Origin of the sequence: Mumia sp. ZJ1417, assembly GCF_014127285.1 — a bacterium.
Lineage (GTDB): Bacteria > Actinomycetota > Actinomycetes > Propionibacteriales > Nocardioidaceae > Mumia.
In genome coordinates this window covers 2,525,400-2,549,970 of the sequence record NZ_CP059901.1, presented here as the reverse complement: position 1 = coordinate 2,549,970, position 24,571 = coordinate 2,525,400, and the positions used below count along the sequence as shown (strand labels likewise).

Sequence of the window (24,571 nt, the reverse complement as noted above, 5' to 3'; positions counted from 1 at the left end):
GATGATTTCCGTTCGATGAGCATGCACATCAACTAGCGGTCTGCGCCCTTTCAGGGGCTCGGATCGCCCCTGAAGAGGAGAACAGTGGCCAAGGTCCGAGTCCACGAACTCGCCAAGGAGTTCGGCGTCACCAGCAAGGACGTGCTGTCAGCGCTGAACGACATGGGCGAGTACGTACGTTCCGCGTCGTCCACGATCGAGGCGCCGGTCATCCGCCGGCTTACCGAGAAGTACGGCGACCAGTTCCGCGCCCAGGGCGCGAAGAAGACGTCGAGGAAGCCCGCGGGGGCTGCACAGTCTGCCGCGCCCGCTGACGCCGCGCCCGCTGAGGGCACAGCGACGGCAACCCCGACCCCGGGTGCGCCGATGCCCGGGCCCCGCAAGAAGCCGGCGCCCCCCAAGGCAGAGCCCGTCCCCGAGCCGGAGCCCGCTCCGGAGCCGGTGGCGGCAGCGCCGGAGGCACCCGTGGCGGAGTCCGCACCGCAGGCCCCGCCCACGGAGGCGCCTGCGCCGAAGCCGTCCGGACCCCGTCCGGCACCACGCCCCGCGCCTCGCCCCGAGACGCCCGCCGCACGCTCGGACGCTCCGCGTCCGGGTGCGTCGGGTCCGCGTCCGGGTGGGGCGGGCCGTCCCGGCCCGCGTCCAGGCGGCACCGGCGGCGGTCGCCCCGGTGGTGGCCCTCGCCCGGGCAACAACCCGTTCTCGTCGACCCAAGGCATGCAGCGCCCGGGTCGCGGTGGCGACGGTGCCCCTCGCGACGGTGGCGCCCGTGACGGCGGCACCCGTGAGGGTGCTCCGCGCGACGGCCAGCGCGAGGGCGCTCCTCGTCCCGGCATGCCGCCGCGTCCGCCTGCCTCTCGTGAGGGTGGCGCACCCGCGCCCCGTCCGGGCATGCCGCGCCCCAACCCGGCGATGATGCCCAAGCAGAGCTCCATCGGTCCCGCACGCGGCGGTCCCGGTGGTGGCGGTCGTGGTCGCGGTGGCGCCCCGGCAGGTGCCGGTCGTCCCGGTGGCGGCGGTGGCCGTCCCGGCGGTGGCGGTGCAGGTGCCGGTGCCGGTGGCGGCGGTCCTCGTCCCGGTGGTTTCGCTGGCGGCGGTGGCCGTCCCGGTCCGGGTCGCGGTGGCCGCGGTGGCACGCAGGGCGCGTTCGGTCGCCCGGGCGGTCCCGCTCGCCGCGGACGCAAGAGCAAGCGCGCGAAGCGTCAAGAGTTCGACCAGATGCAGGCACCGGCCGTCGGTGGCGTCCGCGTCCGCAAGGGCGACGGTCAGGCCATCCGCCTGCCGCGTGGTGCGTCGCTGACCGACTTCGCCGAGAAGATCGGCGTCGACGCGGCCTCGCTCGTCCAGGTGCTGTTCGCGCTGGGCGAGATGGTGACCGCGACGCAGTCGGTCAACGACGAGGTCCTGCAGATCCTCGGCGACGAGCTCAACTACGACGTCCAGGTCGTCTCGCCCGAAGACGAGGACCGCGAGCTGCTCGAGTCGTTCCAGATCGAGTTCGGCTCGGACGAGGGTGACGAGGATGACCTCGCCGCGCGTCCGCCGGTGGTCACCGTCATGGGTCACGTCGACCACGGCAAGACCAAGCTGCTCGACGCCATCCGTCAGGCCAACGTGGTCGACAAGGAGGCCGGTGGGATCACCCAGCACATCGGTGCCTACCAGGTGGCGACGGACGTCGACGGCACCGAGCGTCGCATCACCTTCATCGACACCCCGGGTCACGAGGCGTTCACCGCCATGCGAGCCCGTGGTGCCCAGGCGACCGACATCGCGGTGCTGGTGGTCGCGGCCGACGACGGCGTGATGCCGCAGACGGTCGAGGCGCTCAACCACGCCAAGGCGGCCAACGTGCCGATCGTGGTCGCGGTCAACAAGATCGACAAGCCCGACGCGGACCCGACCAAGGTGCGCGGCCAGCTCACCGAGTACGGACTCGTGCCCGAGGAGTACGGCGGCGACACGATGTTCGTCGACGTCTCGGCCAAGTCGCAGCTCAACATCGGCGGGCTCCTCGAGTCCATCGTGCTGACCGCCGACGCCTCGCTCGACCTGCGGGCCAACCCGCACCAGGCGGCGGAGGGCATCGCGATCGAGGCACACCTCGACCGTGGACGCGGTCCGGTCGCCACGGTGCTGGTCCAGCGCGGCACGCTCAAGGTCGGCGACTCGATGGTCGCGGGTCCTGCCCACGGCCGCGTGCGCGCCATGCTCGACGAGCACGGCGACAACGTCGACCAGGCTGACCCCTCCCGTCCCGTCCTCGTGCTCGGCCTCACGGCCGTGCCGGGCGCCGGTGACAACTTCATGGTCGTCCCCGACGACCGGATGGCCCGGCAGATCGCCGAGAAGCGCGAGGCGCGCGAGCGCAACGCCGCTCTCGCGCAGCGTGCCGGCCGCCGGACGCTCGAGGACTTCATGCAGCACATGGAGAAGGGCGAGACCGACGAGCTGCTCCTCATCCTCAAGGGTGACGGTTCAGGTTCGGTCGAGGCGCTCGAGGACGCACTCAGCAAGATCGACGTCGGCGAAGACGTCGCGCTGCGGGTCATCGACCGCGGTGTCGGTGCGATCACCGAGACCAACGTCATGCTCGCTGCCGCGTCGAACGCCGTCATCATCGGCTTCAACGTCCGTCCGCAGGGCAAGGCCACCGAGGTCGCTGACCGCGAGGGTGTCGAGATCCGCTACTACTCGGTCATCTACCAGGCGATCGAGGAGATCGAGGCTGCCCTCAAGGGCATGCTCAAGCCGGAGTTCGAGGAGGCCCAGCTGGGCCGTGCGGAGATCCGCGAGATCTTCCGCTCCTCCAAGATCGGCAACATCGCAGGCTGCATGGTCATCTCCGGGTCGATCAAGCGGAACTCCAAGGCGCGTTTGCTGCGTGACGGCGCGGTCGTCGCGGACAACCTCGACCTCGCGAGCCTGCGGCGTGAGAGGGATGACGTCACCGAGGTCCGCGAGGGCTTCGAATGCGGTCTGACGCTCAAGGGATTCAACGACATCAAGATCGGCGACATCGTCGAGACGTTCGAGATGCGGGAGATTCCGCGGAGCTGAGACCGTACGGTCAACGCTGAGTGAGACGGGGTGCCGCACGCGTGCGGCACCCCGTCTCCACGTAAGAAGGAGTAAGTCGTGGGAAGCATGCGGGTCAACAAGGTGGCCGACCGGATCAAGGTCGTCGTCGCCGAGATGCTCGACCGCCGGATCAAGGACCCCCGGCTGGGGTTCGTCACGGTGACGGACGTTCGGGTCACGGGCGATACCCAGCACGCGACCGTGTTCTACACCGTGATGGGTGACGCGGAGGAGCTCGAGGGCACCGCCGTGGCGCTCGAGAGCGCCAAGGGGCTGATCCGATCCGAGGTCGGCAAGCAGCTCGGCATGCGCCACACGCCGTCGCTGGAGTTCGTCCGTGACGCCGTCCCGGAGAACGCACGCCAGATCGAGGACCTTCTGGGCCGTGCGCGCGAGCGTGACGCCAGGGTCGCGGAGAAGGCCGCGCGTGCGCAGTACGCCGGCGACCCCGACCCGTACAAGGTCAAGGACGCCGACGAGCTCGACGAGTCCGACGACCTCGACGGCAGGGAGTGAGCACCGAGGCGACGCCGAGCGGTCTGGTCGTCGTCGATAAGCCTGCTGGCTGGACGTCGCACGACGTCGTCGGGCGGGTCCGCCGGCTCGCCGGCACCCGCAAGGTCGGCCACGCGGGGACGCTCGATCCGATGGCGACCGGGGTGCTCGTGCTCGGCGTCAACCGGGCGACGCGCCTGCTCGGACACCTCGCCGGCCACGACAAGGACTACGAGGCCACGATCCGGCTGGGCGAGTCGACGACGACCGACGACGCGGACGGCGAGCTCGTGACACGCGTGGACGCGTCCGGGCTGAGCCTCGCGCAGGTGTGTGAGGCGGCGCTCGCCCTGACCGGCGACATCGCCCAGGTGCCGTCGTCGGTGTCGGCGATCAAGGTCGACGGCAAGCGGGCATACGCGCGTGTCCGAGCGGGGGAGAAGGTCGAGCTCGCCGCGCGACCGGTCACTGTCTCGCAGTTCGCGCTTGCCGGCCTGCGCCCTGCACCCGAGGGCGCGGTCGACGTCGAGGCCGTCGTGACGTGCTCGAGCGGGACGTACGTGCGGGCGCTCGCGCGCGACCTCGGCGCTGCGCTCGGCGTCGGGGGCCACCTCACGCGGCTGCGTCGTACGCGGGTCGGCGGGGTCTCCCTCGATGTCGCCCGTACGCTCGACGAGCTCGCAGAGGAGTTCACGGTGCTGGGCCTCGACGACGCGGCACGCGCGTCGTTCCCGAGCGTCGACCTCGGTGAGCAGGAGGCAGCGGAGGTGCGCTTCGGGCGACCGCTGCGGGAGTTCACGCTCGGCGCGGACGGCCCGGTCGCGGTTTTCGCACCTGACGGCGCGTTCTTGGCGCTTTACGAGCAGCGCGGCGCCGACGCACGTCCGGTCGCGGTCTTCGTCGGCTGAGCCGGCGGCAGTCCCAGCACCTACGCTTGTCCCCATGTCGACGCTGCTCTCGGTGGTCCTTTGGGTGGTCCTGATCTGGTTCGTCCTGATCGTCCTGGTCGCCGCGGTGCTGATGACGGTCGACGCGCGCCGCAAGCGGCGTAAGGAGGATGACGCGGTCACGTTCCCGCGGCTGCCGCCGATCTCGGAGAAGGTCGGCGAGTCGACGTTGACGGTCTTCACCTACGGACGTGACCTGTTTGACGCGATGCTCGCCGAGATCCGAGGCGCCCGTCAGGAGATCCTCCTCGAGTCGTACATCTGGAAGGGCGACGAGGTCGGTGAGGAGTTCAAGCAGGCGGTGATCGCGGCCGCTGAGCGCGGTGTCAAGGTCCACGTCATCTTCGACTCGTTCGCGAACTTCGTGGTGAAGCGTTCGTTCAAGCGCTTCCCGGCCTCGGTGAACGTGCTGCGCTACCCGTTCTTCAACCCGTGGATCCTCGTGCTGCGGCTGCGCAAGACGGGCCGTGACCACCGCAAGATCCTGGTGGTCGACCGCAAGGTGGGGTTCGTCGGCGGATACAACATCGGCTCCGACTACGCGACGAAGTGGCGTGACACCCACCTGCGTCTTGAGGGGCCGCTGACGTGGGAGCTCAACAACGCGTTCGTCGACTTCTGGAACCTCCACCGCGACCGGGGGACGTCCGACCTGCCCGACCCCGGCGCCGTGCAGTGGGAGCCTCGCGTACGGGCGCACCGCAACTCTCCGATCCACCTGTCCTTCCCCATCCGCAACATGTATCTCGACGCGATCGACCGGGCGAGCCGCTCGATTGCGATCACGCAGGCCTACTTCATCCCTGACCGGGACATCCTTGCCGCGCTCCTGCGCGCGGCGCAGCGTGGCGTCGATGTCCGCGTGCTGGTCCCGGAGGTCTCGAACCACGTGCTCGCCGACTGGCTGTCGCGCGGCTTCTACACGCAGCTGCTGAAGGGCGGGGTCAGGATCCTGCTCTTCCAGGGGGCGATGGTCCACGCGAAGACTGCGACGATCGACGGGCGCTGGTCGACCATCGGCACGGCCAACATCGACCGGCTCAGCCTCACCGGCAACTACGAGGTCAACGCCGAGATCGTCGACGAAGGAGTCGCCGCCCTCATGGACGAGGTCTTCGCCAACGACTCCACTGCCACGCGCGAGCTCACCCTCGAGGAGTGGGCGACCCGCCGGTGGGGCGCGAGGTTCAGCGAGGCCGTCCTGGTCCCCTTGCGCCCGCTTCTCTGACCGTCTGGTCCGGTGAACGCGGCATAAGAGGGCTCTCACGGCAGCCTCATAGCGGTCTCACCGCGGGTCGGCATCGTCTCAGATAGCTGCTGGGCGGAGGCAATGCGTACGAGGCCTACCTCGCGTTCGACGAGATCCTGCACGCCCCGGTGGTCGTCAAGGTCGTACGGCCCGACCAGACCGATGACCCCACCACCCTTCGCGGGCTGGAGCGCGAGGCCGACACGCTCGCCGATCTGGCCCATCCCGCGATCGTGCGCCGGTTCGGCGTCCGGCGCGACGGCCCGCGGCACGGCCGTACCTGATCCTCGAGAACCTCGACGGCCCGCGCCTCTCCTCGCTCGTACGCAAGCACGGCGCACTGCCGGTCCAGCAGCTGCTGCCGCTCGGGCTCGAGCTGGCGTCGGCACTGCACTACCTGCGCGTACGCGACGTGGTGCACCTCGACGTCAAGCCCAGCAGCGTCATCATGGGCGCCCCCGCACGGCTACGTCGTCGGGACCGACGACTACCTCGCGCCCGAGCAGGCCGATCCGCAGGGGTACGGTGTGCCGTCGCCCGCCAGCGACGTGTGGGGCCTCGGCGCGACGCTCTACCTCGGCGCGTGCGGCTACGGGCCGTACGAGATCGGGCACCGCGACGACGCCCTCGAGGTCCGCTATCGCCAGCTGGTGAGTCGGCCGCGGCCGATGCCCTACTTCGTGCCGGTCGACGTGCATGGCGCCGGGCCCGGACGACCGCCCGGAGCCGCGCGAGGTCGCAGCGCGACCACCACCCCGGTGATGCTCTGCCGTACGGAGAAGCCTGTGGTCGCGCTCAGTCGTGTTCGCCGTCGTCGTCATCGGTCGGCGACGGGGCCGACGTTGCGGTGGCCATCGGGGCCGTGGGGGAGGTTGGACCTTGGGTGACCCGGACCGGGTCGGTGTCCGCAGGCGACGGGCTGGGGGTGCTCATCGCGGCCATCGCCGCCGTCCCTCCGACGACGGCGATCAGCACACCCAGGAGTGCGAGGGCGATCTTGGTCGACAACGTCATGGCGTTCACCATCCGTGCTCGGCATCGCAAGAACATGAAGCGAGGATGAGAGAACTCTCATCCTGTCGGGGGGACGAGCGCGAGCCCGTCGGTCGTCCGTGGCACAGTTGCCCTGTGAACGTCTGGCGAGCGATCGAGGGCGCGCGTACTCAACCGCGCACCGAGCCCAGTGTGGTGTGCGTCGGAGTTTTCGACGGCGTCCACGTCGGACACCGGCACGTGCTGGCGCGCGCCCGCGAGCGCGCGGCCGAGCTGTCTCCGGGCACCCCGCTGGAGGTGGTGGCCGTGACCTTCGACCCGCACCCGACGGCAGTGTTCGCGCCCGACCGTGCGCCCGACCTGCTCACGACGGTCGAGCAGCGCGTCGCCCTGCTCCAGGAGGCGGGCGCCGACGAGGTCCGTGTGCTGGGCTTCGGCACCGAGATGGCCTCGTGGAGTCCTGAGGAGTTCGTCGAGCGCATCCTGATCGGTCAGCTGCGGGTGGCGGGAGTCGTCATCGGCGCCAACTTCACGTACGGGCGCAAGGCGGCCGGCGACGTGGACACCCTCATCAAGAGCGGCGTCGCTCACGGCTTCGTGGCCGAAGGCGTCGGGCTCGACGGAGACAGCGAGACGGTCTACTCCTCGACGTACGTCCGCGCGCTGGTCGCGGAGGGCGACGTCGCCGAGGCGGCGCGCGTGCTGCGACGCCCCCACAGCATCCGCGGCACGGTTATCGAGGGTGACAAGCGGGGGCGCCAGATGGGCTTCCCCACCGCGAACGTCCTCCCGCCCGTGGGTTTCGCCGTGCCCGCCGACGGCGTGTACGCCGGGTGGCTCCGCCGCTACGACACCGGTGACGTGCTGCCGGCGGCGATCAGCGTCGGCACCAACCCGACGTTCGACGGCAACCAGCGTCGGGTCGAGTCGTACGTGCTGGACCGCGACGATCTCGAGCTCTACGGGGTCGACGTCGCGGTGTCGTTCGTCTCACGGGTCCGCGGCCAGATCCGCTTCGACGACGTGGAGTCGCTCATCGGCCGGATGCATCGAGACGTTCGCGACGTGCGAGAGGCCCTCGGCACCTCGAGGTGAGGGTGCCTTTCTGTCAGTGCCGGCGGGTGGTCGACGGGGCGACGGGGTCGCCTTCGGCACTGTCGGAACCCTGACCTGGCGGAACGACGAGGAACTGGCCCATCGCGCCCGAATCCTCGTGGCGCAGCAGGTGGCAGTGGAACATGTACGGCGAGTCGCCCGGGCCGTCGGCTCCGGAGGGCAGGTCGAAGCGGATCGCGATCCGCACCGGCTCACCCGGCCGTACGTTCACCGTGTCCTTCCACCCACGCTGATCGGGTGCCGGGTCACGGCGGCCGACGTCGAGCACCCGGAACTGGACGTCGTGCACGTGGAAGTTGTGCGGGCTCCCGTCGCGCGCCGACAGCTCCCAGATCTCGGTCGATCCCGCCTCGACGCGGGCGTCGATGCGGTTCATGTCCATCTTTCGGCCGTTGACCTCCGACGCGCTGATGGTGAAGCGCCGGGTGCGTACCGCGTCGTCGGGGTCGACGTCCGGTGCGGCGGCGAGTCGGCGGGGGAGAGGCGCGGACGAGGTCAGCGTGTCGGAGGCGCGCAGCTCGAGGATGTCGAGCTCGTCGTCGTCCCCGGCGAGCCGGTTGCCGGAACCGCGGTCGTCAGGGAGCGGGGCGCTGCGCAGGACGGTGCGCTCGCCCGGTGTCATCGTGACGACGATCTCCGCCCGCTCCCCGGGCGTGAGCACCACCTCGCGGAGCGCGACGGGCTTCTCGACGAGCCCGCCGTCGGTCCCGACGAGCGCGAACTCCCGCCGGTCGGAGAAGGTGAACGTGTACGTTCGGGCGCTCGAGGCGTTGAGGATCCGGTAGCGGGTGTGCTCGGCAGTGACCTCGTCGTACGGTCCCGGCGTCCCGTTGACGAGGGTCGTGTCGCCGAGCAGCCCGACGGGGCTCAGGAACGAGCCGTTCTCGTCCAGCGTGCCGTCGTCCTCGAACCGGACGTCCTGGACGATCAGCGGGACGTCGTCGACGCCGTACTCGTGGGGGAGCGCCTGCGAGACGGGGGCGTCCGTACCCACGGCGTCGTCGAGGAGGAACATCCCCACCAGCCCTCGTCGTACGTGCGCGGCGGTCTGGCCGTGGGGGTGCGGGTGGTACCAGAGGGTCGCTGCCGGCTGGTCGATCGTCCAGTGCGGCTTCCAGGTGGTTCCCGGCTCGATCGACTGGTGCGGGCCGCCGTCCATCGCTGGCGGGAGGTGCATCCCGTGCCAGTGGACGGTGCTCGCCTCGCTGACGCCGTTGGTCACCTCGACGCGGACCTTCTCCCCACGCGCGGCGCGTAGCGTCGGCCCGAGGTAGTCCCCGTCGAACCCCCACGTCGGCGTCGGTCGCCCCGCCCCGAGGTCGGACTCGCCCTGCTGCATCCGCAGCGCGAAGACGCGGGTCCCGTTGGCGTCGACCCGCGACGGGGCGAGCGGCGGGACCGCGAGCGGGCGGTCGAAGGCTACCTCGCCGATGGTGTCGACCTTCGCGGTCACCAGAGCCACCGCGATGAAGACGCCGAACCCACCGACGGCCAGGACGACCAGCGAGACCACGGCCACGAGCGCGAGCACGAGGGGCCGGCGACGGCGCGGGCGGGCGGGAGCTGCAGATCCTGAGGACACGCTCCTAGGTTGGGCCCACCAGGGCGTACGGAGCAAAGGCTTCGGAGCGATCTCAGGGTTCGTTCCGGGGCGACCCCGACCCGGTACGGGGGGTCGTGACGGTCACCTCACCCGCGCTCGGTGTCGTCGTCGAGCACGACCTCCCACGCCTGGTCGATCTGGTCGGCCTCGTTCGCCTCGGCGTCCGGATCGACCTCGTCGACGTCGATGCCGGGCTGCGGGTCGACGTCGGGGTCAGGTGTGAGACGTTCGTCGGGCTGGTCCTCGTCGAGCGGCGCCTCGGCGTCGTAGGATTCGGTCTCGAACTCGGACATGCATCCCCCTCGTTCGGTCGGTACCTCCGATCGTGCGCGCCCGGGGGAGCAGGGGCAAGCGCAGATTAGGGATGCTACGGGGCCGCTGATATCCTGGACGCTGCCGTCAGAACGGCCACGGATCCAGAGTGCCCGGGTGAACCTGCCCCGGCGCGCCGTGCAACGACCACAAGGAGACCGCGTGAGCGCGACCAAGACGTACACCCCTGCCGAGATCAAGGACGTCGACCGCAAGGACATCATCGCGGAGTTCGCGACGACTGAGGGCGACACCGGTTCTCCGGAGGTCCAGGTGGCACTCCTCACGGCGCGCATCGCGCACCTGACGGAGCACCTCAAGACGCACAAGCACGACCACCACAGCCGGCGCGGCCTGCTGCTGATGGTCGGCCAGCGCCGTCGCCTCCTGAACTACCTCCAGAAGAACGACATCGCGCGCTACCGCGGCCTCATCGAGCGCCTCGGCCTGCGTCGATGATCTCGGCGACGAGCGGCCCCTCCGCCACGGACGGGCCGTTCGTCGCATGCACGAGGGGTCCGGGCTCAGGCAGACTGGGCTCAAGGACATCCTCGACCTGACAACTTCATATCGCACCACCTCACAGACGGAGCAGCGCCCGGGTCGACGCTCGGTCCTCGGTAGTGGCTTGCGGATGGCGGCGTACGAGACGCTCGCACTTCGCGGACCTCGATCGAAGACCGGCGCCCATCGGAGCCGGCGCACCCACGAAGGTGCGCACGACCCGCTCGCGTGACTGCTCCGCGAGACCCACGCGCGGATGCGCGTGAGAAAGGGGTACCCATGACGGGACCCGAGATTCACTCCACGACTGCTGTGATCGACAACGGTCGGTTCGGCAAGCGGGAGATCCGCTTCGAGACCGGTGTGCTGGCTCGCCAGGCCGCCGGTGCAGTGACTGCCTTCCTCGACGACGACACGATGCTGCTGTCGACGACCACGGCGGGCAAGCACCCCAAGGACCACTTCGACTTCTTCCCTCTGACGGTCGACGTCGAGGAGCGGATGTACGCCGCGGGCCGCATCCCCGGCTCGTTCTTCCGCCGCGAGGGCCGGCCCGGCGAGGACGCGATCCTCACGTGCCGGCTGATCGACCGCCCGCTGCGCCCGACCTTCAAGAAGGGTCTGCGCAACGAGGTCCAGGTCGTCATCACCGTCCTCTCGCTCAACCCTGACGTCGCCTACGACGTCCTCGCGATCAACGCCGCGTCGGCGTCGACGCAGATCTCCGGCCTGCCCTTCTCGGGCCCGATCGGCGGCGTCCGCGTCGCGCTGATCGACGGCCAGTGGGTCGCCTTCCCGAAGCACTCCGAGCTCGAGAACGCCGTGTTCGACATGGTCGTCGCGGGCCGGATCGCGGGCGACGACGTCGCGATCATGATGGTCGAGGCCGAGTCGACCAACGTCACGTGGGACCTCGTCCGCAGTGGCGCCAAGGCGCCGACCGAGGAGGTCGTGGCCGAGGGCCTCGAGGCCGCCAAGCCGTTCATCCGCACGCTGTGCGAGGCACAGGCCGCGCTCGCCGCGTCCGCCGCCAAGCCGGTGCAGGAGTTCCCGGTCTTCCTCGACTACCAGGACGACGTGCACGACGCCGTCGAGGCAGCGGCTTCCGACGACCTGCGCGAGGCCCTCACGATCGCCGGCAAGGCGGAGCGTGAGGAGCGTCTCGACGCGATCAAGGCCGACGTGCTCGACAAGCTCGGCGAGCAGTTCGAGGGTCGCGAGAAGGAGATCGGTGCGGCTGTCCGCGCGGTCACCAAGAAGCTCGTGCGCGAGCGTGTGCTCACCGACAAGGTTCGCATGGACGGACGCGGCCTGGCCGACATCCGTACGCTGCACGCCGAGGTCGGCACGATCCCGCGCGTCCACGGCTCGGCGCTGTTCGAGCGCGGCGAGACCCAGATCTTGGGTGTCACCACGCTCAACATGCTGACGATGGAGCAGAAGCTCGACACGCTCTCGCCCGAGCGTGCGCGCCGCTACCTGCACAACTACAACTTCCCGCCGTACTCGACCGGTGAGACCGGCCGGGTCGGCTCGCCGAAGCGTCGCGAGATCGGTCACGGCGCGCTCGCTGGCCGCGCTCTCATGCCGGTGCTGCCGACGCGCGAGGAGTTCCCGTACGCGATCCGTCAGGTCTCCGAGGCGCTGAGCTCCAACGGCTCGACCTCGATGGGCTCGGTCTGCGCCTCGACGATGTCGCTGCTCAACGCCGGTGTGCCGCTGCGCGCCCCGGTCGCGGGCATCGCCATGGGCCTGATCTCGGGTGAGGTCGACGGCTCGACCGAGTACGTCACCCTGACCGACATCCTCGGCGCCGAGGATGCCTACGGCGACATGGACTTCAAGGTTGCCGGCACCCGCGAGTTCGTCACCGCGCTGCAGCTCGACACCAAGCTCGACGGCATCCCGGCGTCGGTCCTGGCGGGCGCGCTGACCCAGGCGCGTGACGCCCGGTTCACGATCCTCGACGTCATGAACGAGGCCATCGCGGTTCCGGACGAGATGTCGCTGTACGCGCCGCGGATCATCACGATCCACATCCCGGTCGACAAGATCGGCGAGGTGATCGGCCCCAAGGGCAAGGTCATCAACCAGATCCAGGACGACACCGGCGCTCAGATCACGCTCGAGGACGACGGCACCGTGTATGTCGGTGCGGAGTCGGGCGAGGCCGCCGAGGCGGCTCGTGCGGCGATCAACGCGATCGCCAACCCGACGATGCCCGAGGTCGGCGAGCGCTACCTCGGCACGGTCGTCAAGACGACCAACTTCGGCGCCTTCGTGTCGCTGATGCCGGGCAAGGACGGCCTGCTGCACATCAGCAAGCTGCGCGATCTCAACGACGGCAAGCGCGTCGAGAACGTCGACGACGTCGTCAAGGTCGGCCAGAAGGTCATGGTCGCGATCGCCGAGATCGACGACCGCGGCAAGCTGTCGCTGACTCCGGTGGTCGAGGAGACCGAGACCGCCGAGGTCGCGGGCGACGAGGCCGAGGCAGACACCGACAAGTGACCGTCCCGCTCGACCCGGCACAGGCCCCGGGAACCACACGCACCCTCCTCACCGAAGGCGGCCTCGTCCGCCGTACGGTGCTCGCGGGCGGGCTGCGCGTGGTGACCGAGGCCATGCCGGGCGTGCGGACGGCCACCATCGGCATCTGGGTCGGGGTCGGGTCTCGCGACGAGACCCCGACCCTGTCCGGTGCCTCCCACTTCCTCGAGCACCTGCTGTTCAAGGGGACCCGGCGCCGCTCCGCGCTGGAGATCTCCGCGGCGCTCGATGCCGTCGGTGGCGAGATGAACGCGTTCACCGGCAAGGAGTACACGTGCTACCACGCGCGGGTACTCGACGACGACCTCCCGCTCGCGGTCGACGTCCTCGCCGACATGGTCACCGACTCGGTGATCGCAGCCGAGGACGTCGAGGCAGAGCGTGACGTGATCCTCGAAGAGATCGCGATGAACGAGGACGACCCTGACGACGTCGTCCACAACCTCGCGTCGTCCCTCGCATGGGGTACGACGCCGCTGGGCCGCCCCGTCGCGGGCGACCCGCACTCGATCCGCACGCTGTCGCGCGAGCAGATCGTCCGCTACTACCGGCGCCGCTATCGTCCGTCCGCGATGGTCGTCTCGGTCGCCGGCAACGTCGACCACGACCGTGTCGTGGCCCAGGTAGCCGACGCGTTCGGTCCTTTCCTGGCCGCTGCGGGCGACGCCGAGCCGGTGACGCCTCGTGTGCGCGCCACGAAGACACGCTTCCGTCGGGCTCGTGGGCTCGTGACCCGTCCGACCGAGCAGGCCAACGTCGTCGCCGCGCTCCCGGGCCTGGCCCGGGGAGACCAGCGGCGGCACGCTCTGGGCGTGCTCAACGCCGTGCTCGGTGGCGGCATGTCGTCGCGCCTGTTCCAGGAGATCCGAGAGAAGCGCGGACTCGCGTACTCGGTCTACTCGTTCGGCTCCAGCTATGCGGACGCCGGCATGCTCGGCGTCTACGCCGGCTGCGCGCCCGGCAAGCTGCGCGACGTCCTCAAGGTCGTACGGGACGAGCTCGGGACCTACGCCGAGCGCGGACCGTCGGCCGACGAGCTCGAGCGCGGCAAGGGCCAGCTGAAGGGCAGTGTCGTCCTCGGCCTGGAGGATCCGGCGTCCCGGATGTCGCGGATCGGCAAGGCCGACCTCCTCAACGGCGAGCTCGCGAGCCTCGACGAGCTCCTGGCCAACATCGACGCCGTCACGCTCGACGACACCCGCGAGGTCGCCCGGCTGTTCGCCGGCAAGCCCGCGCTCGCCGTCGTCGGACCGTTCGAGTCCCTCGACGCGCTCGACGTCTGAGCCGATCCGCCGCGGGTCAGCGCTGGGGCTGCGTGTCCGGCGCGACGACGCGGCCGTCGGCGAGCTCCGTACGCGAGTCGACGAGGGAGGCTGGCCTGATCGGCTGAGCGCGGCGCGGTCTACCAGTGGCGCAGACGAGAGGGCGTCACGTGGATCGGCACCGCGTACGACGCCGCGAACGACTCGGGTGTGAAGCCGAGGCCGGAGATCTGCTGGTCGTACTTGGCCACGTAGGCCTCCCACGCCGCGTCGGGCATCGCGTCCTGGGCGGTGCCCGCGCCGTTGAGGACGACCACGTCGCCGCCCGTACGGTCGCTGTTGAGGTTGAGCGCGACGTGGGGGTTCGCGGCGAGGTGGTCGATCTTCGCCCCCTCGGGTTGGCTGCGGATCCAGACCTCGCCGTCGAACCAGACGAACCACACGGGCGTCGGTGTCGGCTCGCCGGACGCGTTCACCGTCGTCAGCCAGAGCACGTAGTCCTCGGTCAACCGGTCGACGACCGCTGCGGGGATCGTCGTCGGATCGAACGTCATGGGGTCCCCCTGTTCGTCCCGGCGCGTGCCGGAGTCCTGCCTCGACCGTAGCGCGGCGCGGCACCTCAGGTCTTCAGCGAATCTTCAGGTGGTTCCGAGGCGCACGTGAGGTTCGTCGGTGATGCTCAGCCCATGGCCGGGACGCGCGCGCGGATTCTCGTCGTCGACGACGAGCCCAACATCACGACGCTCCTGAGCTCGACGCTGCGTCTCGTCGACCTCGACGTACGCCAGGCGCACAGCGGACGTGAGGCCCTCGCCTCGGTGGACTCGTACGACCCGCACCTCGTGCTGCTCGACGTCATGCTGCCGGACCTGGACGGTCTCGAGGTCGCTCGGCGGCTGCGCGCCGCTGAGCGGACGACGCCCATCCTGTTCCTCACCGCACGCGGCGGCGTGGACGACCGGGTCGCGGGCCTCACGGCCGGGGGCGACGACTACGTGGCCAAGCCGTTCAGCCTCGAGGAGGTCGTGCTTCGGGTGCGTGCGATCCTGCGGCGCAGCGGTCCTGCGGAAGGCGGTCACAGTGCCGTCGTCGCGTACGCCGACCTGACGCTCGACGAGGACGCGCACGAGGTCCGCCGTGCGGGACGCCTCGTGGACCTGTCGCCGACGGAGTTCAAGCTGCTGCGCTTCCTGCTCACCAACGCCGGCCACGTGATGAGCAAGGCGCAGATCCTCGACCGGGTGTGGAGCTACGAGTTCGACGGCAGCGGCGCGATCGTCGAGTCGTACGTCTACACCCTGCGCAAGAAGCTGGACGCGCTCGGCCCTCCGCTGATCCAGACCGTGCGCGGCGTGGGGTACACCGTGCGGGAGCGCCGCTCGTGACCGAGGGGGCCCGCCTCCGGCCGTGGGGGTCGTGGACTGTCCGTGCCCGGATGACGTCGCTGGTCGTCGTGGCCGCGGGGGTCGCGCTGGTGACGGTCACCCTGATCGGCACGGCGCTGCTCCGGGGCTACCTCACCGAACGCGTGGACGATCAGGCGGAGCGCATGTCGGGCGGCGGCCAGCTCATGATCCGGCAGGAGGCCTCGGGCGAACCGCCGACAGGCGGCGCGGGGAGGACGCTCACCACGCAGGTGGATGCCCTCGTGGGGGAGACGCTACGCATCGTCCGTGTCGACGCCGACGGCAGCGAGACCTCGCTCCTGGGCACCGCCGACGGGGGCGGGCCGGAGCTGCCCTCGCTCACGGCGCTGGCCGATCGCGCCGGTGGTGCGACGTTCACCGTGGACGATGTCGACGGCGGCGCAGGCTGGCGCGTGGCGGTCTCGTCCGAACCGAGCCGCGGATACCTGGCGGTCGCGGCCTCCCTCTCCGACGTCGAGGCCACGGTCAGCCGGATGCTGTGGATCGGTCTCGCCGTGAGCCTGTTCGCGATGGTCCTCATCGCCGGTGCGGCGCTGGCCGTCGTCCGCATCGGGCTCCGTCCGCTGACACGGATGGAGACGACGGCGGCCTCGATCGCCGGTGGTGTGCTCGAGGCGCGCGTCCACGACACCGATCCGCACACGGAGCCCGGGCGGCTCGGGATCGCGCTCAACACGATGCTCGGACGCCTGCACGGGGCGCTGACGGCCCGGGAGGCCTCCGAGCGGAGGCTGCGGGGGTTCGTCGCCGACGCCTCGCACGAGCTGCGGACCCCGTTGACGTCCATCCGCGGGTTCGCCGAGCTCTACCGTCACGGGGGAGCGCCCCCCGGCCCCGAGCTCGACGCGACCATGCGCCGGATCGAGGACGAGGCGGCTCGGATGGGGTCGCTCGTCGACGACATGCTGCTGCTCGCCGCGCTCGACGAACAACGCGTGCTCGCGCGCGGACGGGTCGAGCTCGGGCGGATCGCTGCCGACGTGGTCCGCGACGCACGGGTGCGCTGTCCTGGTCGTGACCTCCGTCTGGAGCTCGTGAAGGGGGAGGAGGCAGGGCCGGTCGTGACCGGGGACGAGGCCCGGCTCCGCCAGGTGGCGACGAACCTGGTCGCCAATGCGCTCGAGCACACGCCGTCCGACGCACGGGTCGTCGTCCGAGCCGGCTATGCAGCGGGCGGTCCACCGAGCCGGGTGCAGTCCGTCGTCGGCGCGCCGCCGGTCGGCCGGCACGCCTACCTCGAGGTCGCCGACGACGGTCCCGGCGTCCCGCCCGAGCACGCCGCGAAGATCTTCGACCGGCTCTACCGTCCTGACCGGAGCCGTGCCCGGGGGACAGGTGGTGGTGCGGGGCTCGGACTGTCGATCGTCGCTGCCCTCGCCAGCGCCCACGCGGGTGCGGTCGTGCTCCGGCGGTCGACGCCGCACGGCGCGACGTTCCGGGTCGTCCTGCCGCTGCCCGCACACTCTGAGGGGACCTCGAGGTTGTCCTGAGGGAGTGCCGAGCCCACGGGACCAGGCTCGCGGCATGCACATCACAGCACCGTCCTCCGAGCGAGGACCTCACACACCATGGCTCCTGGCCGTTCCTCTCGCCCTCATACTCCTTCTCCTCACCGCCTGCGGGTCGTCTGCGGGCGGGTCGGGGGTTCCGTCGGCCGGCGGCTCGTCGTCGCCGACCGCGACCTCGAAGGAGTCCGACGACGACAAGACCGACGACGAGAAGGCGCTCGAGTTCGCCGCGTGCATGCGCGAGAACGGCGTCCCCATGGAGGATCCGAAGCCTGGCGAGGACGGCCAGGGCCCGAAGATCACGCTCAGGAGCCAGAAGGGCAGCGGCCCCACCCAGGCGACGGTCGAGAAGGCGATGGAGGAGTGCCGCGCGCTCATGCCGGGCGACGGGAAGACCCGCAAGCCGACCGAGGAGGAGCTCGAGCAGATGCGCGCGTTCGCGGCGTGCATGCGCGAGCACGGCGTCGATATGTCGGACCCGAAGGCCGACGGCGGCCCGATGCTCCAGGGCTTCAAGGACGACGAGAAGACCCGCAAGGCGATGGAGGCCTGTGCGACGCTGCAGCCCGGGGCCCGCGACGAGGTCGAGGGGTCCACGGCATGAGGCGCCTCGCCCGTGTGGCCGTCGCGGCAGGAGCGGGGCTCGGGATCGCGGGTGCGACGGCCGCCGCGGTCGGGTACGGCGGCGCCGACCCGGAGCCGGAGAGTGCGCAGCCGTCGACCCCAGCGACTGCCGAGGTCGTCCGTACGACGCTGTCCGCCACGCAGTCGCTGGCCGGAACCCTCGGGTACGGGACCGCGACGACGGTCTCGGCGCGGGGGAGCGGGACGCTGACCTGGCTCCGGGGGACCGGCAGGACAGTGGAGCGGGGGGAGCGCCTGTTCGAGGTCGATGCCCGGCCCGTCGTGCTCCTGTACGGCACGGTGCCGGCATACCGGCCGCTGTCCGACGGTGTCGAGGGGGAGGACGTCGAGCAGCTCGAGCGCAACCTCGCCGCCCTCGGATACAGCGGCTTCACCGTCGACGAGGAGTTCACCGAGGCGACCGCCGACGCAGTCGAGCGGTGGCAGGAAGATCTCGGCATCGACGAGACCGGTCGCGTCGAGCCTGGCGACGTCGTGGTCGCCGCGGGTGCCGTCCGCGTCGCGAGCCATTCGCTGGCGGTCGGCGATCTGGCCACCGGCCCAGTGCTCACCACCACCAGCAGGCGGCGATCGGTCGCGGTCGATCTCGACGCGGCCGACCAGGACGAGGTCCGTGAGAGGGACGCGGTCTCGGTCACGCTCCCCGACGGCACGACCGTCGCAGGTCGTGTCAGCGACGTCGGCACCGTGGCGACGGCCGAGCAGGATCCGCAGGGTGGGGAGGAGACCACGACCGTCCCCGTGACCGTACGGATCGGCAAGCATAAGGCGCTCGGCCGTCTCGACGCGGCCCCCGTCGAGGTGACGATCGTGACGGAGGAGCGCGAGGACGTCCTCGCGGCACCGGTGAACGCCCTCGTCGCGCTCGCGGAGGGCGGCTACGGCCTGGAGGTGGTCGCCGACGACGGCACCACCTCGTACGTCGCCGTGGAGGTCGGTCTGTTCGCCGACGGGCAGGTCGAGGTGTCCGGCGAGGGCCTCGCAGAGGGGACGAACGTGGTGGTCCCGTCATGAGTCCCTGGATCGTGGAGACGCAGGATGTGGGCAAGACGTACGCCGGCGGGGTGACCGCGCTGAGGGACGTGTCCGTGAGGGTGGCCCGGGGCGAGCTCGTCGCGCTCGTCGGGCCCTCGGGCTCGGGGAAGTCGACGATGCTGCACCTGCTGGGGACCCTGGACCGGCCGAGCACAGGCACGGTCGTGATCGACGGGCACGACGTCTCCCGCCTGTCCGACAGCGCGTTGTCGGCGCTGCGGGCCCGGCGGATCGGGTTCGTCTTCCAGCAGTTCCACCTCGCGCCCGGCGTCGCCGCTCTGGACAACGTCGCCGACGGGTTGCTCTATCTCGGTGTCGGCCAACGGGAACGACGGCGCCGGGCCACCGAGACACTGGCGCGCGTCGGGCTCGAGCATCGAGTAGGGCACCGCCCACACGAGCTGTCGGGCGGCGAGCGGCAGCGAGTGGCGATCGCCCGGGCGGTCGTGGCCGAGCCCGCGCTCCTGTTGGCCGACGAACCGACGGGCAACCTGGACTCCGCGTCGGGACGCGCCGTGATGGGGCTGCTGCGCGAGCTCCACGCAGCCGGAACCACGGTCGTCGTGATCACGCACGACCGCGAGATCGCCGCAAGCGTCCCGCGGCAGGTGGAGATGCGCGACGGGCGTGTCGTATCCCGTACGGCGGTTGCACGATGAGCGGGCTCGCGCCCGCGCGGATGCGGATCCGCGACGTCGTCCGGGTCGGTGCCTCCGGCCTGGTCACACGCCCGCTGCGGGTCGTCCTGAGTGCGCTGGGGATCGCGATCGGCATCGCGTCGATGCTCGCGGTCGTCGGCATCTCCACCTCGAGCCGGGCCGAGCTCGACCGTCAGCTCGACGCGCTGGGGACGAACCTCCTAACCGTCGCGCCGGGGGAGACGCTGTTCGGCGACGCCTCGCACCTGCCCGACGACGCGGTCGCGATGGTCGACCGGATCGCTCCGGTCACGTCGACCTCGGCGACCGCCGTCCTCGCGGCGAACGTCTATCGCTCCGACCTCGTCCCCGACGCGGAGTCCGGCGGGATCTCCGTACGGGCTGCGCGGACCGACCTCCTCGACACCACAGGCACCTCCGTGGAGGCGGGGGCGTGGCTGAACGCGGCGACCGCGCGCTATCCGGCCGTCGTGCTCGGAAGCTCGGCGGCGCAGCGCCTCGGGGTGAGCCGTCCGGGCACGGGCGTTCAGGTGTGGCTCGGAGGGCAGTGGTTCACCGTCGTCGGAGTCCTCGCGTCGTCGGCGCTCACGCCCGAGCTCGACATGTCGGCGCTGGTCGGGTGGCACGTCGCCGAGGAGCGGCTCGACTTCGACGGCTACCCGACGACGATCTACACCCGCGCGGACGACGCGTACGTGGCCGAGGTGCGCGCGGTCCTCGCGGCGACGGCGAACCCGCAGAACCCGAACGAGGTCGAGGTGTCGCGTCCGTCGGAAGCCCTGGCAGCCAAGCAGGCGACCGACGACACCCTGGGCGGGCTGCTCCTCGGACTCGGTGGCGTCGCCCTGCTCGTCGGGGGTGTCGGGGTGGCGAACACGATGGTGATCTCCGTCCTCGAACGGCGGGCGGAGATCGGGCTGCGGAGGTCGATGGGGGCGACACGCGGCCAGATCCGTACCCAGTTCCTGGCCGAGTCGCAGATCCTGTGCCTGCTGGGAGGCGTCGGTGGACTCCTGATCGGGGTCGGGGTCACGACGGCGTACGCGGCCTCGCAGGACTGGGTCACCGTCGTACCGGTCTGGGCGACGGCCGGCGGGCTGGCCGCGACGTTGCTCATCGGCGCGGTGGCCGGCCTCTACCCGGCGGTCCGTGCCGCGCGGATGTCGCCGACGGAGGCGCTCGCGACGCCGTGACCCCTGCGAGTGCGGGCGAAGACCGGGCAGGGTTCGATGGACCCATGCAGGAGGTCACCGAACAGCCGCCGGTCTGGGCCAGTCCGGTCGACGAGGTCCTCACGCGACTCGACACGTCGCGAGAGGGGCTCACGCACGACGAGGCGCGGCAACGACTCGCGGAGGTGGGACCCAACCGGCTCCCACCTCCGGAGCCGACTCCGTGGTGGAAGCGGGTGCTCGCGCAGTTCCAGGACACGCTGATCTACATCCTGCTCGCGTCCGCCGCGGCCAAGGCGGCGCTCGGGGACTGGGTCGACTTCACCGTGATCCTCGCCGTCGCCGTGATCAACGCCGCGATCGGCCTGATCCAGGAGGGCCGGGCCGAGAAGGCGCTCGCCGGGATCCGGACCATGCTCAGCGTCCAGGCCGACGTCCGCCGCGACGGCGCCTGGGAGCGGGTGGACGCCGATGCGCTCGTCCCCGGTGACGTCGTACGGCTGCGTGGCGGCGACAAGGTGCCTGCGGACCTGCGGCTCGTCGCCGCGTCTAACCTGCAGGCGGAGGAGTCCGCGCTGACGGGGGAGTCCGTGCCGTCGAGCAAGGACGCGGACGTCGTCGCGTCCGATGCCGGCGTCGGCGACCGTTCGGACATGGTGTTCTCCGGGACGCTGATCACCCAGGGCAGCGCGCGCGGCGTGGTCACGGCGACGGGGCAGGGCACCGAGGTCGGCAAGATCCAGACGCTCGTCGACGAGGTCGAGCCGCTGGAGACCCCGCTCAGCCGCCAGCTCGACGCGTTCGGCAAGGCGCTCGCGCTCCTGATCGCGGTCATGGCGGTCATCATGGTCGTGGTCGGCCGGGTCGTGCACGACTTCGCAGGGGAGGAGCTGGTGTCGGCGACGATCGGGTTCGCCGTGGCTGCGGTGCCCGAGGGGCTGCCCGCACTGGTGACGATCATCCTCGCGCTCGGCGTGCAGCAGATGGCGCGCGAGCGCGCGATCACCCGCAAGCTGCCCGCGGTCGAGGCACTGGGCTCGGTGACGACGATCTGCTCGGACAAGACCGGCACGCTCACCAAGAACGAGATGACGGTACGCACCGTCGTGACGCGCGCACAGTCGTACGAGGTGACCGGGATCGGCTACGCGCCCGACGGCGAGATCCGCGACGGCGACGGAGTCGCCACGCTCGCTGACCACGCGGACCTCGGTTCGCTGGTCACCGTGATGGCCCGCTGCAACGACGCGGTCGTCCGTCGCGACGAGGACGACCGGTGGGGGCTCGTCGGCGTCCCGACCGACGGCGCCCTGCGGACGCTCGCGCTCAAGGGCGGCTTCGACGCCGACGGCTGGTCGCGGGTCGACGTCGTCCCGTTCGACTCGCAGACGAAGTACATGGCGACGCTCGACCGCGACCCCGAGGGAGCGGCGGTGCTCCTCGTGAAGGGCGCCCCCGACCGCATCCTCGACCGGTCCGCGCACCAGAGGGCGGCCGACGGCACCCGCGAGGCGCTCGACCGGCGCTGGTGGGAGGAGCACATCGACGCTCTCGGAGCGCAGGGCCTGCGCGTCCTCGCCGCCGCCGTCGGGCCGCCGCCCGCCGAGACCCGCATCACGGACGACGACGTCAGCGAGGGGCTCGAGTTCGTCGGGCTCGTCGGCATCGTGGACCCGCCGCGCTCCGAGGCCATCGACGCCATCAAGAAGTGCCGACGCGCGGGGATCAGGGTGAAGATGATCACCGGCGACCACGCCGGGACCGCGCTTGCGATCGGGCGGGAGATGGGACTGGTCCGCGGCGAGGGGGTCGGCGTGCTCACGGGTGCCGACCTTGAGGCGATGACCACCGAGCAGCTGCGCGAGGTCGTCCGGGAGGTCGACGTCTATGCGCGGACGAGCCCGGAGCACAAGATCCGCATCGTCTCGGCGCTGCAGTTCCACCGCGAGGTCGTCGCGATGACCGGCGACGGGGTCAACGACGCTCCTGCACTGACGCAGGCGGACGTCGGCGTCGCGATGGGCATCAAGGGCACGGAAGCGACCAAGGAGGCCGCCGACGTCGTCCTCGCCGACGACAACTTCGCGACGATCGAGCTGGCGGTGGAGGAGGGGCGCCGGATCTACGACAACGTCCGCAAGTCCGTGCTCTTCCTGCTGCCGACCAACGGGGCGCAGGCGCTGGTGATGCTGATCGCCGTGCTCTTCGGCATGACGCTGCCCCTCGAGCCCGTTCAGGTGCTCTGGATCAACATGGTCACGGCCGTCACGCTGTCGCTCGCCCTTGCGTACGAGAAGGCCGAGCCGGGCGTGATGGACCGGGCACCACGCGACCCCGGTGCCTCCGTGGTCGATCTCGCGTACGGGTGGCGGATCATCGTGGTCTCGGTCCTGATCGGCGGCGCGACCCTGCTGGTCTTCACGAGCACGCACGACGCGGGCCTGCGGCTCGACGAGGCGCGGACGGCGGCAGTGACGATGCTCGCGCTCGGCCAGCTGGCGTACCTGTTCAACAGCCGCTACCTCGACCGCTCGAGCCTCACGCCCGCCGTGCTCCGTGGCAACAAGGCCGTCTGGATCGCCTCGGCGGCGATGGTGATCTCCCAGCTCGGCTTCGTCTACCTGCCATTCATGAACACCTGGTTCGGCTCGGCGCCGATCGGGCTGGACATCTGGGCCTACACCGCCGTGCTCGCCATCGCGGTCTTCCTCCTCGTCGAGGTGGGCAAGGCGGTGGACCGGGCGCGCGGAACACACGCGGCGCATGGTGAGATCAGGGCATGACCCTCACGTACGACGACGCGGTTGCAATGGACCTCGCCGACCCGCTGGCGGCGTTCCGCGATGAGTTCCTGCGCGGTGACGACCCCGTCGCCTACCTCGACGGCAACTCGCTCGGCCGGCCGCCGCGCCGGACGTTGGAGCGGGTCGAAGACGTCCTGCGCCGCCAGTGGGGGGAGGGACTGATCCGTAGCTGGGAGGACGGCTGGCTGGAGCTTCCCGAGCAGGTCGGTGACCGCCTGGCGGCCGCATGCCTCGGTGCTGCCGCTGGGCAGACGGTCATCGCCGAGTCGACGTCGGTCAACCTCTACAAGGCGATCCACGCGGCGTGCGGGCTGCGCGAGGGGCGGGACGAGATCGTCGCGACGGACGCCGACTTCCCGACCGATCGCTATCTGGTCGAGTCCGTCGCGGGTGCCCGGGGGATGACGGTCCGCTGGCTGAGCCCGGATGTCGTCGAGGGTGTCACCGCCGACCAGCTGGCAGCGGTGCTCTCGGAGCGGACGGCGGTGGTCCTGCTGAGTCACGTCGACTACCGCTCGGGCGTGCTGCTCGACATGGCGGCGGTCACCGAGCAGATCCACGCGGCCGGTGCGGTCGTGATCTGGGACCTCTGCCACTCCGCCGGCGTGATCCCGCTCGCCCTCGACGCGGTCGGGGCGGACCTCGCGGTCGGCTGCACCTACAAGTACCTCAACGCAGGTCCCGGTGCGCCCGCCTTCGTCTACGTGGCCGAGCGCCACTTGAGTGCCGTGCGTCAGCCGATCACGGGGTGGTGGAGCAGCAAGGACCGCTTCGCGATGGGCCCGTCGTACGAGGCTGACCCGTCGATCCGCGCGATGCTGTCCGGCACCGCGTACGTCCCGGGGATCGTCGCCGTGGATGCGTCGGTGTCGCTGGTCGCCGAGGCCGGGATCGACGCGATCCGGGAGAAGGCCGTCGCGCTCACCGAGCACTGCGTCGCGCTGGTCGACGCGTGGCTGGTGCCGCACGGCTTCACCGTCGCGTCGCCGCGCGAGCCGGCGCGGCGCGGGGGCCACGTGACGGTGCAGGGGCCGCGCGCACGCGAGGTCGCCGACGCGATGTACGCGGCCAAGGTGATCCCCGACTTCCGCAACCCCGACATGATCCGGCTCGGGCTCTCGCCGCTGACCACCTCGTACGCGGAGCTGTGGACCGCGCTCGACGTCACGCGTCAGATCGTGGAGGGTGACCGACAGCTCTCCGTGTAGA

The 24,571-nt window shown here is 70.9% G+C and carries 22 protein-coding genes; 19 read left to right on the top strand and 3 right to left on the bottom strand.

All coding sequences use genetic code 11. The features are described 5' to 3' along the window. Positions 1–84: 84 nt before the first annotated feature. The 8 genes from infB (at position 85) to H4N58_RS12370 (ending at position 7,860) form a co-directional block, all read left to right on the top strand. Positions 85–3,060 carry a translation initiation factor IF-2 gene (gene infB, locus H4N58_RS12405; RefSeq protein WP_167250468.1) on the top strand — a complete coding sequence of 992 codons (2,976 nt, stop codon included), beginning with the start codon at positions 85–87 and terminating at the stop codon, positions 3,058–3,060. 87 nt (positions 3,061–3,147) lie between these two features. Further along, positions 3,148–3,597, top strand: a complete 450-nt coding sequence (gene rbfA / locus H4N58_RS12400) for a 30S ribosome-binding factor RbfA (protein ID WP_167004896.1) — start codon at positions 3,148–3,150, stop codon at positions 3,595–3,597. Further along, complete coding sequence (truB, locus tag H4N58_RS12395; RefSeq protein WP_167250470.1) at positions 3,594–4,484, top strand: tRNA pseudouridine(55) synthase TruB; 891 nt, start codon at positions 3,594–3,596, stop codon at positions 4,482–4,484. Before rbfA ends, truB begins: the two co-directional genes overlap by 4 nt. Before the next feature lie 34 nt (positions 4,485–4,518). Continuing rightward, on the top strand, positions 4,519–5,751 hold the full coding sequence (locus H4N58_RS12390) for a phosphatidylserine/phosphatidylglycerophosphate/cardiolipin synthase family protein (RefSeq protein ID WP_167003484.1): 1,233 nt from the start codon (positions 4,519–4,521) through the stop codon (positions 5,749–5,751). A gap of 149 nt (positions 5,752–5,900) precedes the next feature. After that, positions 5,901–6,056, top strand: a complete 156-nt coding sequence (locus tag H4N58_RS12385) for a hypothetical protein (protein ID WP_167003482.1) — start codon at positions 5,901–5,903, stop codon at positions 6,054–6,056. A gap of 243 nt (positions 6,057–6,299) precedes the next feature. Continuing rightward, the gene (locus H4N58_RS12380) at positions 6,300–6,659 is read left to right on the top strand and encodes a hypothetical protein (protein ID WP_167250472.1); all 360 of its coding nucleotides are present in this window, start codon (positions 6,300–6,302) and stop codon (positions 6,657–6,659) included. After that, positions 6,656–6,835, top strand: coding sequence for a hypothetical protein (locus H4N58_RS12375; RefSeq protein ID WP_167250475.1), 180 nt, complete (start codon positions 6,656–6,658; stop codon positions 6,833–6,835). Before H4N58_RS12380 ends, H4N58_RS12375 begins: the two co-directional genes overlap by 4 nt. A gap of 65 nt (positions 6,836–6,900) precedes the next feature. Then, a complete protein-coding gene (locus H4N58_RS12370; protein ID WP_243845088.1) occupies positions 6,901–7,860 on the top strand; it encodes a bifunctional riboflavin kinase/FAD synthetase in 960 nt (319 codons plus the stop codon). 13 nt (positions 7,861–7,873) lie between these two features. Here H4N58_RS12370 and H4N58_RS12365 read toward each other — a convergent pair whose 3' ends face one another. Both H4N58_RS12365 and H4N58_RS12360 read right to left on the bottom strand, forming a co-directional pair. After that, a complete protein-coding gene (locus H4N58_RS12365; protein ID WP_208322892.1) occupies positions 7,874–9,463 on the bottom strand; it encodes a multicopper oxidase family protein in 1,590 nt (529 codons plus the stop codon). A gap of 107 nt (positions 9,464–9,570) precedes the next feature. Continuing rightward, positions 9,571–9,777 (bottom strand): hypothetical protein, encoded by a 207-nt coding sequence (locus H4N58_RS12360; protein WP_167003476.1) that lies wholly within the window; start codon positions 9,775–9,777, stop codon positions 9,571–9,573. Between the two features lie 214 nt (positions 9,778–9,991). On the opposite strand from H4N58_RS12360, the gene rpsO reads away from it, so the two are divergent. The 3 genes from rpsO (at position 9,992) to H4N58_RS12345 (ending at position 14,133) form a co-directional block, all read left to right on the top strand. After that, complete coding sequence (gene rpsO, locus H4N58_RS12355) at positions 9,992–10,255, top strand: 30S ribosomal protein S15 (RefSeq protein WP_167004890.1); 264 nt, start codon at positions 9,992–9,994, stop codon at positions 10,253–10,255. Positions 10,256–10,579: 324 nt separating this feature from the next. Further along, a complete protein-coding gene (locus H4N58_RS12350) occupies positions 10,580–12,811 on the top strand; it encodes a polyribonucleotide nucleotidyltransferase (RefSeq protein WP_167250479.1) in 2,232 nt (743 codons plus the stop codon). After that, positions 12,808–14,133 (top strand): pitrilysin family protein, encoded by a 1,326-nt coding sequence (locus tag H4N58_RS12345; RefSeq protein WP_167003472.1) that lies wholly within the window; start codon positions 12,808–12,810, stop codon positions 14,131–14,133. Before H4N58_RS12350 ends, H4N58_RS12345 begins: the two co-directional genes overlap by 4 nt. Before the next feature lie 119 nt (positions 14,134–14,252). Here H4N58_RS12345 and H4N58_RS12340 read toward each other — a convergent pair whose 3' ends face one another. Beyond that, complete coding sequence (locus H4N58_RS12340; RefSeq protein WP_167003470.1) at positions 14,253–14,666, bottom strand: TIGR03667 family PPOX class F420-dependent oxidoreductase; 414 nt, start codon at positions 14,664–14,666, stop codon at positions 14,253–14,255. Between the two features lie 132 nt (positions 14,667–14,798). Here H4N58_RS12340 and H4N58_RS12335 point away from each other — a divergent pair, with 132 nt between their 5' ends. The 8 genes from H4N58_RS12335 to kynU are packed head-to-tail and all read left to right on the top strand — an operon-like array spanning position 14,799 to position 24,570. Beyond that, the gene (locus tag H4N58_RS12335) at positions 14,799–15,497 is read left to right on the top strand and encodes a response regulator transcription factor (RefSeq protein ID WP_167003468.1); all 699 of its coding nucleotides are present in this window, start codon (positions 14,799–14,801) and stop codon (positions 15,495–15,497) included. A gap of 50 nt (positions 15,498–15,547) precedes the next feature. Continuing rightward, positions 15,548–17,029 carry a cell wall metabolism sensor histidine kinase WalK gene (locus tag H4N58_RS12330; RefSeq protein WP_167250481.1) on the top strand — a complete coding sequence of 494 codons (1,482 nt, stop codon included), beginning with the start codon at positions 15,548–15,550 and terminating at the stop codon, positions 17,027–17,029. A gap of 34 nt (positions 17,030–17,063) precedes the next feature. Then, positions 17,064–17,651, top strand: a complete 588-nt coding sequence (locus H4N58_RS12325; RefSeq protein WP_167003464.1) for a hypothetical protein — start codon at positions 17,064–17,066, stop codon at positions 17,649–17,651. Then, the gene (locus H4N58_RS12320; RefSeq protein WP_167003462.1) at positions 17,648–18,706 is read left to right on the top strand and encodes a peptidoglycan-binding protein; all 1,059 of its coding nucleotides are present in this window, start codon (positions 17,648–17,650) and stop codon (positions 18,704–18,706) included. Before H4N58_RS12325 ends, H4N58_RS12320 begins: the two co-directional genes overlap by 4 nt. Then, positions 18,703–19,386, top strand: coding sequence for an ABC transporter ATP-binding protein (locus H4N58_RS12315; RefSeq protein WP_167003460.1), 684 nt, complete (start codon positions 18,703–18,705; stop codon positions 19,384–19,386). Before H4N58_RS12320 ends, H4N58_RS12315 begins: the two co-directional genes overlap by 4 nt. After that, the gene (locus tag H4N58_RS12310) at positions 19,383–20,579 is read left to right on the top strand and encodes an ABC transporter permease (protein ID WP_167250482.1); all 1,197 of its coding nucleotides are present in this window, start codon (positions 19,383–19,385) and stop codon (positions 20,577–20,579) included. The genes H4N58_RS12315 and H4N58_RS12310 overlap by 4 nt, the downstream gene beginning before the upstream one ends. A 44-nt stretch (positions 20,580–20,623) precedes the next feature. Then, positions 20,624–23,341 (top strand): HAD-IC family P-type ATPase, encoded by a 2,718-nt coding sequence (locus tag H4N58_RS12305; protein ID WP_167003456.1) that lies wholly within the window; start codon positions 20,624–20,626, stop codon positions 23,339–23,341. After that, a complete protein-coding gene (gene kynU / locus H4N58_RS12300; RefSeq protein ID WP_167250484.1) occupies positions 23,338–24,570 on the top strand; it encodes a kynureninase in 1,233 nt (410 codons plus the stop codon). Before H4N58_RS12305 ends, kynU begins: the two co-directional genes overlap by 4 nt. Position 24,571 lies beyond the last annotated feature (1 nt).

What these genes read in the sequence shown, in the direction of transcription:
- rbfA (WP_167004896.1), top strand. Translation starts at nt 3,148, where the DNA reads ATGCGGGTCAACAAGGTGGCCGACCGGATCAAGGTCGTCGTCGCCGAG.
- H4N58_RS12390 (WP_167003484.1), top strand. Translation starts at nt 4,519, where the DNA reads ATGTCGACGCTGCTCTCGGTGGTCCTTTGGGTGGTCCTGATCTGGTTC.
- H4N58_RS12360 (WP_167003476.1), bottom strand. Translation starts at nt 9,777, where the DNA reads ATGTCCGAGTTCGAGACCGAATCCTACGACGCCGAGGCGCCGCTCGAC.
- H4N58_RS12350 (WP_167250479.1), top strand. Translation starts at nt 10,580, where the DNA reads ATGACGGGACCCGAGATTCACTCCACGACTGCTGTGATCGACAACGGT.
- H4N58_RS12340 (WP_167003470.1), bottom strand. Translation starts at nt 14,666, where the DNA reads ATGACGTTCGATCCGACGACGATCCCCGCAGCGGTCGTCGACCGGTTG.
- H4N58_RS12335 (WP_167003468.1), top strand. Translation starts at nt 14,799, where the DNA reads ATGGCCGGGACGCGCGCGCGGATTCTCGTCGTCGACGACGAGCCCAAC.
- H4N58_RS12330 (WP_167250481.1), top strand. Translation starts at nt 15,548, where the DNA reads ATGACGTCGCTGGTCGTCGTGGCCGCGGGGGTCGCGCTGGTGACGGTC.
- H4N58_RS12325 (WP_167003464.1), top strand. Translation starts at nt 17,064, where the DNA reads ATGCACATCACAGCACCGTCCTCCGAGCGAGGACCTCACACACCATGG.
- H4N58_RS12320 (WP_167003462.1), top strand. Translation starts at nt 17,648, where the DNA reads ATGAGGCGCCTCGCCCGTGTGGCCGTCGCGGCAGGAGCGGGGCTCGGG.
- H4N58_RS12315 (WP_167003460.1), top strand. Translation starts at nt 18,703, where the DNA reads ATGAGTCCCTGGATCGTGGAGACGCAGGATGTGGGCAAGACGTACGCC.
- H4N58_RS12310 (WP_167250482.1), top strand. Translation starts at nt 19,383, where the DNA reads ATGAGCGGGCTCGCGCCCGCGCGGATGCGGATCCGCGACGTCGTCCGG.
- H4N58_RS12305 (WP_167003456.1), top strand. Translation starts at nt 20,624, where the DNA reads ATGCAGGAGGTCACCGAACAGCCGCCGGTCTGGGCCAGTCCGGTCGAC.
- kynU (WP_167250484.1), top strand. Translation starts at nt 23,338, where the DNA reads ATGACCCTCACGTACGACGACGCGGTTGCAATGGACCTCGCCGACCCG.